The following is a 15,045-nucleotide window of genomic DNA, read 5'->3' as shown; positions in this document are numbered from 1 at the left end:
CATCTGTACAATCTGTGGGAGATATATTACTATTTCTGATCGTATTACAACATAAAAATAAGTTTGAGCTAAAGCTCATTGAATGGTTTCTAATAAAAAAACGGGCTAAAGCCCGTTTCTATTGATAATGATTATCATCTTTATGATCATTCTTATTTTAAAAAATAGCTTATGCAGAGTTTCTACTGGCATTAATATTTCCGAACAGCGAGCGTGTTACCAGCTTTTCATAAGCTTCTTTGTTGCCTTCTCCTTTCTGAATCTTCATTAAAGCATACTGCTGAATGCTTAACAAAGGAAGCACAATCTTTTCACGGATCTTCACAGATTTTCTGGAGAGCGGATCTTCTTCCTGAAGCATTTTGAATCCGGTCAGTTCCAGCATAATATCTCTGGAAAGCTCATATTCATCGAACAGAACATTCCAGAATGCACCGAATTTCGGATTGTTTTTAATATAATAAGTCAATGGAAAGTAAGACTTGTTCATACTCATCATCGAGTTCAGGACTAAAGTTTTAAAGAAATCGGAACCTTTGTAGAGTTCTATTACTTCTTCAAACCTTCCCTGTTCTTTCATCTTTTGCATGGCATATCCAAAACCAAAGAAACCAGGTACATTCTGCTTCAGCTGTGACCATGAACCTACAAACGGGATCGCTCTCAGATCCTCGAATTTCAGCTCGCTGCCATTTCCTCTTTTTGAAGGACGGCTTCCGATATTCGTTTTTCCATAATATTCAAGAGTACTCATTTCCTGTAGGTAAGGAACAAACATTGGATGAGCTTTCAGGTCTGAATATTTTTTATAGCTGATATCCGCCAATTCGATGATTAAAGCCCTTTCCTTTTCTGTGAGTTCTTTTTTTGCATTTTTAAATACATCATTTTCAACTCCGGCAGTGAGAAGCTGTTCAAAATTGTATTTTGCCTGTTCTTTGTTTCCGAAAATACTCGTTATGGTTTGACCCTGAATGGTTAATTCAATCTTATTATTGGCAATCGTTTTTCCCTGAGAAGCGTAGAAGTCGTGTGTTTTCCCACCTCCTCTTGCCGGTGGTCCGCCTCTGCCATCAAAGAAAACAACTTTGATATTATTCTGTTCCGAAAGTTTTGTCAGCACTTCTTTAGCTTTATAAATTTCCCAGTTGGCTTTTAAATAACCACCATCTTTGGTTCCATCCGAGAATCCCAGCATAATCGTCTGCTGGTTTCCTCTTTTTTCCAGATGTTTTTTATAGACAGGATTCTGGTACAGCTCACTCATTACATGTTCAGCATTGGCAAGCCCTTCCATTGTTTCGAAGAGCGGAACGATATCCATATTGATATCTTCGTCTTTATACCCGCATACTTTGAAGAATGCATAGACATTCATTACGTCTTTTACTGCATCAGAATTGGAAATAATATAACGGTTCATTCCTCTCAGTCCGTTCAGATGCTGAATATCTGTAACCTGTGAGACGGTTAATAAAGTATCTTTTACAATATCTTCAAAATCTTCAGGATTTATCTTTTCAGAGATCTGAATAAGCTTATTGAACTTCTGTTCATAATCTGCTTCTTCATTCCCATATACTTTTGCATACACTTCATCAATGACTTTCTGATGAATCCTGCTGTCCTGGCGGATATCCAAAGTTGCAAAGTGGGTTCCGAAAATCATTACACGGTCTCTGAAATTCACCAAAAGATCTAAAAACAAAGAATTATGCTCATTGATCAGTATTTTTTCCGCTTCTGCGGCCCTTTTTAAGATATCTTCTGCCTTAATGTCTTTTCCATCAAAAATAGCAGCATAAAGCTCTTCACTTAATTGGGTCAGAACTTCAGAAACTCCTCTGAAACTTAATCTTCTTCGGATAAATTTCAGATGGCTGTAATAAGATTTCAGAATGGCTGAACGCAGTTCTTCCGCTACTCTTTTCGTTACATCCGCTGTTACAAAAGGATTTCCGTCTCTGTCTCCGCCAGGCCAGAAACCAAGCTGGATAATATCTTCATGAAGGTGGAAATGGCCGTTTCCGAAAGTCTTCTTGATTTTGGTAAACAGTTCCCCAATGGTATCATAATATACATATCTCAGGTAAGAAATAATACTCAGCGCTTCATCTATCGGAGTCGGTTTTTCTTTGTTGACAAAAGGAGTCTTTCCCAGCTGCTGCAAAAGCATATCAATCTGAGTCACGGAATCACTGGTGATGGCCCCTCTCAGATCCTGAATAATCCTTTGTACTGAGCTTGGATAAAACTGGGTGGGGTGCGCCGTAAATACAACCTTTACACTGAAATCTTTTAATTTCTCCCTTACTTTTTCAATCTTATGGTCCTGCAAAGAGCGTTCAAAAAGATTGGTGACCGTACCATTGTCGCTTTCAGAATGAAGATTTGGAAATGCTGCATCTTCAATACTGTCAAACAAAACTACCTGTCTTTCTATATATTGTATGATCTTGAAAAGCAGTTCAAGTTTCTGCTCTTCCGTCTGGAGATCGGTATGATTCTTAAAAAATTCTTCGACGATATTTTCAGGTGTTTTTCCTGCTTCATAACCGGTTCTGCTTTCCTCATAAAGAAACGGAAGCAGCATTCCGATATTCGTCATTTTATCATAAGGCAGGCTCATAAATAATGAATTATAGATCTGGAACTTATTTTCCACAATCTGCCTGAATTTTTCTGCGCGTTGGTCGTGTATCATAGTAACAAATGTAAGCGATTTTCAAATTAGTTGGATTGACAAATGACAAAAATTAAGGGTGAAAATCAAAAAATTTTTTAAATTTTTTAAATAATTTTTCAGGTCAAAAGCATGATTTAACCATGAAATATTTTGTGCAGCTTTTGACAATACAGAGATTCTTTTTAAAAACTCAGGTTTAATATAATTTTGATTAATTTTACTCTCAATACCATCCATAATCTATGAAAAAAACTTTTATTTTCTTACTTATGACGTTTCTGTTGATATCCTGTGAAAAGGATTGTTACAATGCGCCATTACCCATCATATTTGAATTCGTGAATTCTGACAATGAAAACCTCATTGCCAACGGGACACTGACCAGCTATTCGGTTCAGGATGAAAATAATATGAATGTACAGCTAAGCAAAACATCGGACAACAAGGTTATTCTGGAAAATGTAGGAGCCTATAACGGAACAAAAAACTATAAGTTTTATTCTAATATCAAAAACCTTGATTTTTCAATCCAGTCATCTGAATTTAAAGGAGGCTGTGATGGCTATCAAATCAATAAGCTGACTTTTACCGGAATAAATTTTGATGTAACTGACGAAAAAGGATATTATAAAATTGTATTGGAATAATTCTCTTTCTAAATTTGTACCTGGAAACACATTCTTTATGAAAACCATCATCACATTTTCCCTGATCTTCTCTAATCTTCTATACAGCCAGATCAAGGTTCCTGATGATTATAAAAAAATTCCCGACATTCTTGATACTACAGAATATCTCTACCCGTTCATTGTGCCGGATAAAGAGTATGCTTACTGGCGTGTCCTCAGCAACGATATGGACTATGAAAAAGCTGTGATCTATGAAAGCCAGGCTCCCGACTTCATGACGATCAATGAACCTGTTCCTGAAAGAGGTTTTTTCCAGAAATGTATTGGTAACAATTGTTTTTCATATATTCTTGCATGTAAGAATGAAAGATCGGTTTATTTTTCGAGTGAACAGCAGTTAAGAGACTTTATCGGAACTGTGGATAATCTTCCTGAAGCTATTTTACTGGCAAAAACCTATGGCTATTCGGTGGATACCAACAACCGCTTTACCGGGGCTTATAAAATTGAAGACCGCCATATTTCCATGTACCTGATGCAGTCTAAAGGCTGTCCGGTTGTAAAGGAGTCTTTTTTAGTTAAAATCAACAGAAAAACCGGAAAACTGGAGGCAAAGAGCAATGGGGTCTATGCAAAAGATGAAAACTGTTCTATATTGTAAATGATGATTGTGAAAATACTTAAAATTGAAAATCTTATTTTAAACCATTAAGGTTTTAAGCTGTTAAGAGTACTTAAGGGTAAAAACGAAAGCTATTTTTTAGCGATGTGCTTTATTTTTCCATCAGAGATGGATCTTAACTATCTTTCTTATCTTCATTAACCTTAATGGTTTAATTTTTATATATTGACAGCTCCCTGTCCGGAAGCTATCAGATAAGCTTCCTTCAACGTTTCAGAATAGGTTGGATGGGCATAGGAAATGCGGAACATGTCTTCTGCGGTCACTTCATATTCCTGGGCAATAACACCTTGTGCAATCAGATCGGCAGCTCTGGCACCAATGATATGGACACCCAAAACTTCTCCATACTTCGGATCTACCAAAACTTTAGCAAAGCCTTCCATGTCCATTGACGCCCGGGCCCTTGCACTGGCAGAAAACGGGAATTTTCCGACATTGTAAGCTATATTGTTTTTTTTCAGGTATTCTTCCGTAGATCCTACTGAAGCCACTTCCGGCCATGTATAGACCACTGAAGGAATACGGTTGTAATGAATGTGACGGTTTTGTCCGTTGATCGTTTCTGCCACCAAAACACCTTCTTCCTCAGCTTTGTGAGCCAGCATCGCACCGCCGATAACATCACCTATTGCATAGATATTGGAGACGGAAGTCTGATTGTTTTCATTCACTTTAATGAACCCTCTCTCATTAAGCTGTACATCTGTATTTTCAAGACCAAGACCTTTTACATACGGACTTCTTCCCACAGCTACCAATACATAATCTGCTTCCAGCGCTCCTTCTGTTCCGTTTTGATCTTTAAAAAACACCTTAGCGGCAGAACCTGTATTTTCAGTTTTATAAACCGCCTGATTGAGACGGATTTCAACTCCATCTTTTTTCAGGATTTTCTGCAGGCTCTTTCCAAGCTCATGATCCATTGCAGCAATCAGGTGGTCTGCATATTCCAGAATGGTAACTTTTGTTCCGATACGGTTAAAAATAGAAGCCATTTCCACTCCTATTACGCCTCCTCCGATAATCACCATAGATTCCGGCTTTTCCTTCAGGGATAAAGCTTCCGTAGAGGTAATGATTCTTTGTTTGTCAATTTCAACTCCGGGAATGCTTGATGGTTTTGAACCCGTCGCAATGATATAATATTGTGCCGTAATTTCTTTAATTTCAGAATCGTTTGCAACTTTTATCGTAGAATTATTAATAAAACTTGCCGTTCCTTTTAACCGGGTAATTTTATTTTTATTCATTAAAAAATCGAGACCTCCGGTATTTTTTGAAACGACATCTGCTTTCCTCCTGTACATCTGAGAGAAATCAAGCTCTATTGTATCAAGCCTGATGCCATGTTCATTGAATTTATGGTGTGCTTCTGCATAATGATGGGTGCTGTCCAGTAAAGCTTTAGTAGGAATACATCCCACATTGGTACACGTTCCTCCCAATGTATCATACTTTTCTACAATTACTGTTTTATACCCCAACTGGGCACTTCTTATAGCAGCTACATATCCTCCGGGCCCTGAGCCAATTACGGCAATGTCATATTGATCCATTTGATTTATTACTTTTTTTAATTAAATTTACTTGCAAAACAAAAGCAAAATTAAAACAAACACTTTCATTTTGCAAGTATTATTTTTAAAATTAACAAAATGAGTAAAAAAAGATCAGACTGCCCCATTAGCTGTTCACTGGAAATGTGGGGCGATAAGTGGTCACTGCTTATTATAAGAGATCTTATGCTGAAAAAGGAATGTACCTATGGTGACTTTCTGAAAGCAGACGAAAAAATAGCGACCAATATCCTGGCATCTAAGCTTCAGAATCTACTGGATAATGGCATTATTGATAAAAAAGATCATCCGGACAGTAAGTTGAAGATTCTGTATTTTCTGACTCAGAAAGGAATAGATCTTATTCCCGTAATTGTAGAAATTAATCTTTGGGGAGATCAGTATTTGACTATTCCTGATGACCGTAAAAAGCTTATTGAGGATATTAAAAAGGATAAGGAAGGTTTTATAAAGAGAGCAAAAGCTTATCTTTCATCAGAAGTTTAATATAATCTTCAAAAATAAAAAAAAATAATAGCTTTCATAAAAATGAGTGATAGCAATTTTAAAATTTCATTAACTCTCTTTTCCTTTTTCATTCCGTACATTTGACTTAAAATAAATTTAGAACAATGCTTAATTTCGAGTTTAAAAACCCAACAAAAATACTTTTCGGAAAAGGCGAAATCGCGAAAATTTCCAAAGAAATTCCTAAAGACGCAAGAATCTTAATGATTTACGGTGGTGGAAGCATCAAAAACAATGGTGTATACGACCAGGTAAAAGAAGCTTTGACAGACCATGAAGTGTACGAATTCGGCGGAGTGCCGGCCAATCCGGAGTATGAAGTACTGATGAATGCGTTAAGCTTTATTAAAGAAAAAAACATCACTTACCTTCTTGCAGTAGGTGGAGGATCTGTGATTGACGGAACGAAATTCCTTTCTGCAGCTGCCAATTATGATGGCGAACCATGGGATATTCTGAGAAAATCTGTACGGACTTTTGAAGGTGAAGGAATGCCATTCGGAAGTATCTTAACTCTTCCGGCAACCGGTTCTGAGATGAATTCCGGATATGTGATCTCAAGAAGAGAAACCAATGAAAAACTGTCTTCAGGAGGACCGGGACTTTTCCCGCAGTTTTCTGTACTGGACCCGGAAGTGATCAGATCTATCCCAAAAAATCAGATTGTGAATGGAATTACAGATGCCTACACTCACGTTCTGGAACAATATATGACGGCTCCTTCTTCGGCTGACCTTCAGGAAAGAATTGCAGAAAGTATTCTGATCAGCCTTCAGGAAACGGCTCCTAAAGTATTGGCTGATGATTTCAACTACGATGCTGCCGGAAACTTTATGTGGTGCTGTACAATGGCCTTGAACGGACTGATCCAGAAAGGAGTGATTACCGACTGGGCGGTGCATGCAATGGGTCACGAACTGACAGCTTATTTTGGTATTGACCACGCCAGAACACTGGCTATTATTGCTCCGTCGCATTACCGTTATAACTTTGAAGATAAAAAAGGAAAACTGGCTCAGTATGCAGAAAGGGTTTGGGGAATCAAAGATGGAAGTGTAGAAGAAAAAGCAGAATTGGGTATCAAAAAACTGGAAAAATTCTTCCACAGCCTTCATATCAAAACCAGACTTTCTGAATACACGGATGACTTTAAAGGAACAGCCGAAAAGGTTGAAAAAGCTTTTACAGACAGAAACTGGCTGGGTCTTGGTGAGTATAAAAAACTGACTCCGCAAGACGCTTATAAGATTGTGGAGATGAGCTATTAAAAGAATTCGGGGTGCCGGATTCGGGACTGGAGGATAACATTTATTTTAATTCATATTCACTTTCAAAGTGAAAATAGATAACCCGAAACCCGCATCCCGCATTTCAACCTCTATAAAATTATTTAATTTACAAACATTTGTTTAAAAAATCATTATTTCATTACAGATATTTCAAATTTATTTATATTTTAGCATATTCTTAAATTTGTGAAAATGAAAAAACAACTACTTTTATTTACCTTTTCTGCCCTTGCACTTACTTCTTGTAAAGATGACAACCTGGAAGCTTACGATATGGAGATTATGAAGGGAGACTGGAAGGAAGTAAAAAAGGAAATAATTTCAGGAAAAGATAATAAAACAGTACTTTTTTCCTATCCGAATACCGGATGCGCAGCCAAAAACACACTTTTCCTGAGAACGGATTATTACGTAAGCTATACGGCATATACGGGAACAGGAGCAGATTGTCAGATGGATCAGAAAAGTGAAGGAAGGTACACTTATGATGCAGACACAAAAATTCTGGGTATTAAGCTTGGTGATGAAGGAACAGCTGACTACAGAGTGGATGTTCTGACAAGCAAAGAACTAAGGCTTGCCCAGCAATTCGGAAACTTTGATATGGATGGAGACAAAATTCCTGAAGTTGCTTACGTTACTTACAAAAGATAAATCATAGACTCCCGCTAATCGGGAGTTTTTTATTATTTTTATATCTTAATTTAAAACTGAATATAATGAAGAAGATTCTATCAGCATTCTTATTGCTGTATTTTGCTATTGCTTTTTCTCAGGAGAAAAAACCGATGTACTGGCAGGACATCCAGGAGTTTAAAAAGCAGGACCAGCAAAACCCGCCCCCAAAAGATGCCATTCTTTTCATCGGAAGCTCCTCTTTTACCAAATGGACTGATGTAGCAGATTATTTTCCCGGCAAAACAATTATTAATAGAGGATTTGGAGGTTCCAGACTTACTGACCTCAATTATTTTGCTGATGATCTTTTAGCACCTTATCAGCCTAAGCAGATTGTTATTTATTGTGGGGAAAATGATTTTGCAGACAATCATCAGCTGAAAGCAAAAGTGGTTGTAGACCGATTTAAAGCTTTCTACAAAAAAATACGTGAAAGATTTCCTGATATTGAAGTAGATTATATCTCAATCAAGTATTCGCCGAGCAGAGAAGTGATCTGGCCTCAAATGAAAGTTGCCAACAAAAAGATCGCTGCTTTTATGAAAAAGCAACCTAATGCTGAATTCATTGACATTACAAAAGCCATGGAAGATGCTAACGGAAATGTAAGAAAAGATATTTTTGTGGAAGATATGCTTCACTTTAAGCCGGAAGGATATAAGATCTGGGCTAAAGTGATTACTCCTTATTTGAAATAAATGAAAGAACATCGGAATTTACCTATTTATAAAAAGGCTGAAGAGATCTACAAAACATTGCGGATTATTACAGATCTCTTTCCTGACGATAATGAATGATTACCTCCAACATCTAAAATCTAATTTATTAGAAGATATAATGGTAATTCAGGCTAAAATTTCAGGTGCTGAAGCCGTGAAGCTGTATGATATTAAAATGGAAAATGCAGCAATAATCCGAAAAGCAGCACGTGAGATGATGGTGAGTGGTCATCAGCTTGAATTTTTAGGATTTTCTGATGCCAAATATTATAAGATTATCCGCAACCAGATAGAAGACTTTCGTCTTTTATTTATTGGCTGGGTTGCCGGATTTAATCCAAAGCATTATATTGTTGATGAGTGGGGACTATTCAATCCTCCCGGTATATCACCTGATTATGTTCAAAGAGACGACGAACTGGACTTTTTGGATGAAGATGATGAAGATAATTAAAATCATAAAAAAACGATTCCAATTTTCAGGAATCGTTTTTTTATTTTATTTCTTTCTTTTTGATTTAGATTTTGCTTTCTGCTGAGCTCTGTTCGCTCCAAACTTTTTAGGCGCCTTTCTTTTGGAAGGTCCACCCCAGTTCTCTTTAGTGTTTTTAGCTTTCTTCTCATGGAATGCTCCTCCCCCTTCATTCAGTTTTACCTGTGCAGGATTCTTCATCACCACTTCATCTTTTTCAGAAGCTATTTTGTTAGGATTAATCTTAACGCCTTCCGGGAATTCATTAAATTTCAATTCCTTATCCATTAACAGCTCAATATCAAGAATCAAAGGTTCTTCTTTTTTAGTTACAAAAACCAAAGCCTTTCCTTCTTTATCCGCTCTACCGGTTCTACCGATCCTGTGGATATACTGCTCAGGAATATCAGGTGTTTCAAAATTGATAACATGGGTAATATTGGAAATATCAAGACCTCTTGCCATTACGTCCGTAGTAATCAGACCTCTGATCTCTTCATTTTCGAACCTTTTCATCGCTTTCAACCTGTAGTTCTGCGATTTGTTAGAATGGATCACGTCAAACTGTTCAGGGAAAAGCTCATCAATTTTAGTAAAGAGCAAATCAGCATGCTTTTTATTGTTGTTAAAAATCAATACCTTGGACATATCTGCATCGTTCTTCAACAAATATTCAAGCAAATTGATTTTGGTATTAAAGTTTTCAACCTTGTACCCGATCTGTTCAATTTTTTCAAGCGGCGTTCCTGATTTAGCCAATGAAATCTCTACCGGATTGGCAAAATAGACATCCAGCATTTCATCTACCGCTTCTGTCATGGTTGCAGAGAAAAGAATATTCTGTCTCTTCTCTTTCATCATTTCAAAAATGTGGGTCAGCTGTGGTCTGAAACCTAAGTTAAGCATTTCATCAAACTCGTCAATGATCAGCTTCTGAACTTCTTTCAGAGAAATAGCATTATCTATGGAAAGGTCCATCACTCTACCTGGTGTTCCTACCAGAATATCACAACCGTCATTGAACAGTAATTTTTGAGTATTGATATTCTTTCCACCGTAAACTCCAATTACTCTTGCCGTAATATTTTCTGTAAGCTTCTCAAGAATTTCAGTTACCTGCACCACCAATTCTCTTGTAGGAACCAGCACCAAAACAGTTGGATTTCCTGTTTTGCTGTATTTCCATGTTTTCAGAACGGGTAAAAGATAGGCTAATGTTTTTCCGGTTCCGGTCTGCGCAATTCCCATTACATCTCTTCCTGAGAGAATAGGTTTTAAGCTCTTCTCCTGAATCGGGGTAGGTTCAAATAATTCCAGATCCGCTAAAACATCAAGAATTTTAACCGGCAGGTCAAAATCTGCAAAAGTGAGTTTTTCCATTTTGCAAAGATAGGTATTTAATTTTGTAGTATGGAAGCACGAAGCCTGAAGCTGGAAGATTATCAAACGTTCTTTAATTTTTTGAATGTACAATGAAACCGATAAATGTATTAACACAGGTCATTTCCTTCCCTCTTCCAGCCTCCAGCTATTTTACTCAATTCACCTTAACACTTTCACTGATAATTTTAATATCATCATCTATCCATTTGCTTGAGGTAACAATGACATAACCTTTTCTGTTCGGATCTTTTCTGATAGGAAACCGATCTTCTTCCCACTGATTACAATGGGTAGAAATAGACGGTAATAATGGCTTCCAGCCCGTTTTACTTAAAGTATATACATAGAACGGATGCCAGCAGCTGGTACACCAATCCGGATAAAAGCCGATTTCATCTTTTCCGTCACCGTTAAGGTCACCAAGATTATAGAGACTTCCCTGATTCGCTGGTGCAATTTTTATCGATTGTATATTTTTATCACTGAAATAAATGGTTGTTTCACATTTTCCTTCACATTCCTCACCACAGTCGGTGACTTTTGTATAAGCGTATTCTTTGGCTCCGTTTCCGTCAAAATCTCCCTGAAGTTTTTCTTCATTTCCTTGTTGAGCCATACAAAGTGAGCTGAATAAGGTGATGGATGTTATAATAAGTGTTTTCATTGTTTTTAGTTTAAATACGGTTTTGGGATTCGAGTTACGGGTTGCGAGGTGCGCGGGATTAGGGTTTAAACATTCTTCGGATTCAAATTCAACTTCCTTTTTATTTTCTGGTTACTCTCAGCAGTAAAATTATAACCAAAAGGATTGAGAAGATAAAGCCCAAAACCGCTACCAGAGAGAGCTCTCCTATTCTCGGGCCGGATTCAGAAGAAAAAACGATTGCCGTTGCAATGATATTGGCACCCAGAACCATCGCCAGAATCAGATTTACCACACTGGATTTGATCAGTTGGTTGGTTTTTTCAATATTTTTTATCTCGCTGGAAACGGTAAATTTATTTTCATCCAGTTTTTGAAGAACAGAACGCAGTTCTTTCGGGATTTCATCTACATTATCAGTGAAATTCATCATCCGGTCCATTCCTGTTTTTAAAAGGTTCTTCGGACTGATTTTTTTGGTGAAAATCTTTTTGGTATAAGGATGAAGGCTTTTAACAATATCGAGATCAGGATTAATACTTCTGCCAACTCCTTCTATCAAGCTGATTCCTTTGAATAAAAGATAGAAATAATCCGGCATATAAAGCCTGTTGTCTTTCAGAATATCCTTCATTTTGTTGATGATTACCTGAACATTGATATCCTGTAATGACGAACTGTGAACAAAATTCAGAATATCTTCCACATCATTTTCAAACCTTCTTTCATCAGGGATTTCATAGCTTATGGCCATTTTCTTGAGTGAACGGACTATTTTATGGGAATTTTTGGCCACAAAACTGACGATCAGATTTTCAAGAATTTCTTTATCATTCGGCTGAATTTTCCCTACTGCACCAAAATCAATGAAAACGATTTTACCATCTTTTTTTACCAGAATATTCCCGGCGTGAGGATCAGCATGAAAGAATCCATAATCCAAAATCTGTGATACAAACAACCTTAAGCCTGCTTCAGAAACTTTTACAGGATCAATATTATTGGCCAGAAGAACTGATTTATCGGTAACTTTTATCCCATCAATAAATTCCATACAAAGAATATTGTTGTTGGAAAATTCTTCGTACACTTTAGGAACATAGGTTTCTTTATTATTTTTAAAATTAAGCCGGAACTGCTGGATATTGTTCTTTTCATTGATGAGAGAAACTTCTTCCAATAAAGACTTTTCAAAAGTAGAAATGGCTTGCTTCAGATTCAGCTTTTCCCCGATTTCCGAATAGGCTGATATCAGCTTTTCAATGTCTTTGATCAAAAGCAAATCATCTTCAATAACAGACTGCACATCAGGCTTTCTTAATTTTAATATCACCGGGCTGCCATCAAGTAAAATACCTTTATAGACTTGGGCAATGGAAGCTGTAGCCAAAGGTTCCTTCTGGATTTCGCGGAAATAATCCTTAACGGAAATATTAAACTCACTTTCCAGTGCTTCCTCTACATTCATATCTACTGTTTCCACTTTGTCCTGGAGTTTCTGCAGCTCCTGAATCATTTCTGGTGGCAATAAATCTTCCCTGTTACTGAATGTCTGACCGAGTTTCACAAAAGTAGGTCCCAGCTCCTCAAGAGCCAGCCTTATTCTTTCATAAACGGTTCCTTTTGAAATAATTTCATCCGAACTGCCTGAAATGTCTTCCTGCTTATTTCCTCCGTTCATTCTTGCCAGCATATCTTTAAATCCATATTTACTCAATACAGAAATCAGTCTCGCGGATCTTTTCAGTTTTCTTTGTGGCTTGTCAAACATAGTGTATTAATAGTAGGTGCAATGTAATCCAAAAATTGTTCCTTTATGAAAAGAATTATTATAACCATATTGCAGGATAAAAATTTAAAAATAATAACACATAATCAGTATTTTAAAGAATAAAATACATCAATATCAATAAAAACATATCATATATTGTAAAAATTAATATATTTACAACGTACAAATTAACAAACTAAAGTATTAAAACATGAAAAATTTACGTAACAACAAACTTTCAAGAGAGCAATTAAAAGGAATCGCAGGAAGCGGCCTTAGTGGTATCATTATTCCAAACTGTTCTAACGAGTGCTGTCCTACTGATGGAAGACCAAGATGCCCAAGACTGATTTGTCCTGCGGTAGTTTGCCCTCAGTACGTTTAATGTATTTTAAAAATTTTAGGTAAAAATAAAAACAGAATGCAATTGCATTCTGTTTTATTATTTAAGATAGGTCTCATACAGATCTTTCCGGCGGTCTTTCATTACCTGCACAGAACCGTTGTGATGAAGATCTTTTAATAAGTTCAGGTCTACATCAACAATCAGGGTCATTTCTGTATTGGGTGTAGCTTCTCCTTTTACTGCATTGGATGGGAAAGCAAAATCAGAAGGAGTAAATACGGCAGCCTGGCCGAACTGAATATCCATATTGTTTACTTTAGGAAGATTACCTACACATCCGGCAATCGCAACATAACATTCATTTTCTATGGCTCTTGCAGCGGCACAGTGACGCACTCTCATATAGGCATTCTGAGTATCGGTCAGATAAGGAACAAACAGGATTTTCATCCCCTGATCGGCTAAAATTCTCGGTAATTCCGGGAATTCTACGTCATAGCAGATTACAAGACCTATTTTACCACAATCGGTATCAAAGACTTTGATTTCATTTCCTCCTTTCATCCCATAATATCTCTTTTCATTCGGGGTAATATGGATTTTCCTGTATTCATCCATACGTCCGTCACGATGAAGAAGGTAGCTCACATTATACAGTTCATTGTTTTCAAAGACAGGCATGCTTCCGGAAATTATATTCACATTGTAGCTGATTGCCAGCTCAGAAATTTTATTCTTGATCTGTTCGGTAAGTTTCGCCAGCTCTATCATACTGTCTCTTTCCGAAAGGTTGTTGAAAGGGGCCAGCAAAGGGGTGTTGAACAGTTCCGGGAACAGCACAAAATCTGATTTGTAATCTCCCATCACATTCACGAAGAATTCTACCTGTTCATAAAAGGCATCTATATCTTTGAAATGCCTCATCTGCCACTGTACCAACCCAAGACGGATGATACTGTCCTGCATGGTATTCGGTCTTTTGCTGTAATAGATATTGTTCCATTGCAAAAGCACCGCATTTTCTCTGGAGGCTTCATCTTCCGGAAGGTATTTTTTCAGTACCCTGATCGGCAAAAAATTGTTGGAAAGCTGGAAAGACAGTACTGGATCATAGATTTCCTTATCTCTCACTTTCCGTATGTATTCCCTGGGAGAAAGCTCGTGACTATATTTGTGATAGCTCGGGATTCTTCCACCAAGAATGATAGATTTTAAGTTTAACTGTTCGCAAAGTTCTTTTCGTGCGTCATACAGCCTTCTTCCCAACCGCAGCTCACGGAACTCCGGGTCTACGAAAACTTCTATTCCATACAGAACATTTCCTGTGGATGAATGGGTATTGAAGGTATAGTTTCCCGTAATATCGCTATAGGTATGATCATCCCCGAATTCTTCATAATTGACAATAATGGAAAGTGCTACAGCGGCCAGCTTCCCATCAACCGTGATACAAATTTGTCCGTTGGGGAATATTTTTGTGAGTTTATCAATACTTTTTCTGGACCAGATAGATTCCGACATTTGCGGATAGGCCCTTTTCATCGTTTCCGCCAGCTCATTATAATCCTGAAGGGTCAGGTTTCTTGTTTCTATTTGCATTTGATGTAATTTTACTTAAATTTAATGAAATTTGCTTTAATAGGATATTACCTATCAAAAC

The 15,045-nt window shown here is 37.1% G+C and carries 14 protein-coding genes; 8 read left to right on the top strand and 6 right to left on the bottom strand.

All coding sequences use genetic code 11. From position 1 onward, the window contains the following. Positions 1 to 169: 169 nt before the first annotated feature. The gene (locus EL165_RS00220; protein WP_002980381.1) at positions 170 to 2,704 is read right to left on the bottom strand and encodes a phosphoenolpyruvate carboxylase; all 2,535 of its coding nucleotides are present in this window, start codon (positions 2,702 to 2,704) and stop codon (positions 170 to 172) included. A gap of 224 nt (positions 2,705 to 2,928) precedes the next feature. Here EL165_RS00220 and EL165_RS00215 point away from each other — a divergent pair, with 224 nt between their 5' ends. Both EL165_RS00215 and EL165_RS00210 read left to right on the top strand, forming a co-directional pair. Continuing rightward, positions 2,929 to 3,333 (top strand): hypothetical protein, encoded by a 405-nt coding sequence (locus EL165_RS00215; RefSeq protein ID WP_002980387.1) that lies wholly within the window; start codon positions 2,929 to 2,931, stop codon positions 3,331 to 3,333. Between the two features lie 37 nt (positions 3,334 to 3,370). Continuing rightward, positions 3,371 to 3,976, top strand: a complete 606-nt coding sequence (locus EL165_RS00210; RefSeq protein WP_126358557.1) for a hypothetical protein — start codon at positions 3,371 to 3,373, stop codon at positions 3,974 to 3,976. Between the two features lie 179 nt (positions 3,977 to 4,155). On the opposite strand, the gene lpdA is transcribed toward EL165_RS00210, so the two are convergent. Then, positions 4,156 to 5,556, bottom strand: a complete 1,401-nt coding sequence (gene lpdA / locus EL165_RS00205) for a dihydrolipoyl dehydrogenase (RefSeq protein ID WP_002980390.1) — start codon at positions 5,554 to 5,556, stop codon at positions 4,156 to 4,158. 99 nt (positions 5,557 to 5,655) lie between these two features. On the opposite strand from lpdA, the gene EL165_RS00200 reads away from it, so the two are divergent. The 5 genes from EL165_RS00200 (at position 5,656) to EL165_RS00180 (ending at position 9,224) form a co-directional block, all read left to right on the top strand. Beyond that, positions 5,656 to 6,063 carry a winged helix-turn-helix transcriptional regulator gene (locus tag EL165_RS00200; protein WP_002980392.1) on the top strand — a complete coding sequence of 136 codons (408 nt, stop codon included), beginning with the start codon at positions 5,656 to 5,658 and terminating at the stop codon, positions 6,061 to 6,063. Positions 6,064 to 6,188: 125 nt separating this feature from the next. After that, positions 6,189 to 7,352 carry an iron-containing alcohol dehydrogenase gene (locus EL165_RS00195; protein ID WP_002980393.1) on the top strand — a complete coding sequence of 388 codons (1,164 nt, stop codon included), beginning with the start codon at positions 6,189 to 6,191 and terminating at the stop codon, positions 7,350 to 7,352. 213 nt (positions 7,353 to 7,565) lie between these two features. Further along, positions 7,566 to 8,027 carry a lipocalin-like domain-containing protein gene (locus EL165_RS00190; protein ID WP_002980396.1) on the top strand — a complete coding sequence of 154 codons (462 nt, stop codon included), beginning with the start codon at positions 7,566 to 7,568 and terminating at the stop codon, positions 8,025 to 8,027. A 65-nt stretch (positions 8,028 to 8,092) separates the two neighbouring features. After that, a complete protein-coding gene (locus EL165_RS00185; RefSeq protein WP_002980398.1) occupies positions 8,093 to 8,749 on the top strand; it encodes a GDSL-type esterase/lipase family protein in 657 nt (218 codons plus the stop codon). A gap of 139 nt (positions 8,750 to 8,888) precedes the next feature. Next, positions 8,889 to 9,224 carry a hypothetical protein gene (locus EL165_RS00180; protein WP_198418444.1) on the top strand — a complete coding sequence of 112 codons (336 nt, stop codon included), beginning with the start codon at positions 8,889 to 8,891 and terminating at the stop codon, positions 9,222 to 9,224. 45 nt (positions 9,225 to 9,269) lie between these two features. Here EL165_RS00180 and EL165_RS00175 read toward each other — a convergent pair whose 3' ends face one another. From EL165_RS00175 to EL165_RS00165, 3 genes are all read right to left on the bottom strand, one after another. Continuing rightward, a complete protein-coding gene (locus EL165_RS00175; protein WP_002980402.1) occupies positions 9,270 to 10,622 on the bottom strand; it encodes a DEAD/DEAH box helicase in 1,353 nt (450 codons plus the stop codon). A gap of 157 nt (positions 10,623 to 10,779) precedes the next feature. Next, complete coding sequence (locus tag EL165_RS00170) at positions 10,780 to 11,289, bottom strand: hypothetical protein (RefSeq protein WP_041461519.1); 510 nt, start codon at positions 11,287 to 11,289, stop codon at positions 10,780 to 10,782. A gap of 100 nt (positions 11,290 to 11,389) precedes the next feature. After that, the gene (locus tag EL165_RS00165; protein ID WP_002980407.1) at positions 11,390 to 13,039 is read right to left on the bottom strand and encodes an ABC1 kinase family protein; all 1,650 of its coding nucleotides are present in this window, start codon (positions 13,037 to 13,039) and stop codon (positions 11,390 to 11,392) included. Between the two features lie 211 nt (positions 13,040 to 13,250). Here EL165_RS00165 and EL165_RS25715 point away from each other — a divergent pair, with 211 nt between their 5' ends. Further along, entirely contained in the window at positions 13,251 to 13,424 is a 174-nt protein-coding gene (locus EL165_RS25715; protein WP_002980409.1) for a hypothetical protein, read from the top strand. 57 nt (positions 13,425 to 13,481) lie between these two features. On the opposite strand, the gene EL165_RS00160 is transcribed toward EL165_RS25715, so the two are convergent. After that, positions 13,482 to 14,984, bottom strand: a complete 1,503-nt coding sequence (locus EL165_RS00160) for a carbon-nitrogen hydrolase family protein (RefSeq protein ID WP_002980411.1) — start codon at positions 14,982 to 14,984, stop codon at positions 13,482 to 13,484. Positions 14,985 to 15,045 lie beyond the last annotated feature (61 nt).

Origin of the sequence: Chryseobacterium gleum (assembly GCF_900636535.1) — a bacterium.
In the GTDB taxonomy this organism is placed as follows: domain Bacteria; phylum Bacteroidota; class Bacteroidia; order Flavobacteriales; family Weeksellaceae; genus Chryseobacterium; species Chryseobacterium gleum.
This window is presented reverse-complemented; position numbering and strand designations above follow the sequence as displayed.

Bases quoted from the DNA above. Each gene is read 5' to 3' on its own strand.
- EL165_RS00220 (WP_002980381.1), bottom strand. From the start codon at position 2,704: ATGATACACGACCAACGCGCAGAAAAATTCAGGCAGATTGTGGAAAAT.
- EL165_RS00215 (WP_002980387.1), top strand. From the start codon at position 2,929: ATGAAAAAAACTTTTATTTTCTTACTTATGACGTTTCTGTTGATATCC.
- EL165_RS00210 (WP_126358557.1), top strand. From the start codon at position 3,371: ATGAAAACCATCATCACATTTTCCCTGATCTTCTCTAATCTTCTATAC.
- lpdA (WP_002980390.1), bottom strand. From the start codon at position 5,556: ATGGATCAATATGACATTGCCGTAATTGGCTCAGGGCCCGGAGGATAT.
- EL165_RS00200 (WP_002980392.1), top strand. From the start codon at position 5,656: ATGAGTAAAAAAAGATCAGACTGCCCCATTAGCTGTTCACTGGAAATG.
- EL165_RS00195 (WP_002980393.1), top strand. From the start codon at position 6,189: ATGCTTAATTTCGAGTTTAAAAACCCAACAAAAATACTTTTCGGAAAA.
- EL165_RS00190 (WP_002980396.1), top strand. From the start codon at position 7,566: ATGAAAAAACAACTACTTTTATTTACCTTTTCTGCCCTTGCACTTACT.
- EL165_RS00185 (WP_002980398.1), top strand. From the start codon at position 8,093: ATGAAGAAGATTCTATCAGCATTCTTATTGCTGTATTTTGCTATTGCT.
- EL165_RS00180 (WP_198418444.1), top strand. From the start codon at position 8,889: ATGGTAATTCAGGCTAAAATTTCAGGTGCTGAAGCCGTGAAGCTGTAT.
- EL165_RS00175 (WP_002980402.1), bottom strand. From the start codon at position 10,622: ATGGAAAAACTCACTTTTGCAGATTTTGACCTGCCGGTTAAAATTCTT.
- EL165_RS00170 (WP_041461519.1), bottom strand. From the start codon at position 11,289: ATGAAAACACTTATTATAACATCCATCACCTTATTCAGCTCACTTTGT.
- EL165_RS00165 (WP_002980407.1), bottom strand. From the start codon at position 13,039: ATGTTTGACAAGCCACAAAGAAAACTGAAAAGATCCGCGAGACTGATT.
- EL165_RS25715 (WP_002980409.1), top strand. From the start codon at position 13,251: ATGAAAAATTTACGTAACAACAAACTTTCAAGAGAGCAATTAAAAGGA.
- EL165_RS00160 (WP_002980411.1), bottom strand. From the start codon at position 14,984: ATGCAAATAGAAACAAGAAACCTGACCCTTCAGGATTATAATGAGCTG.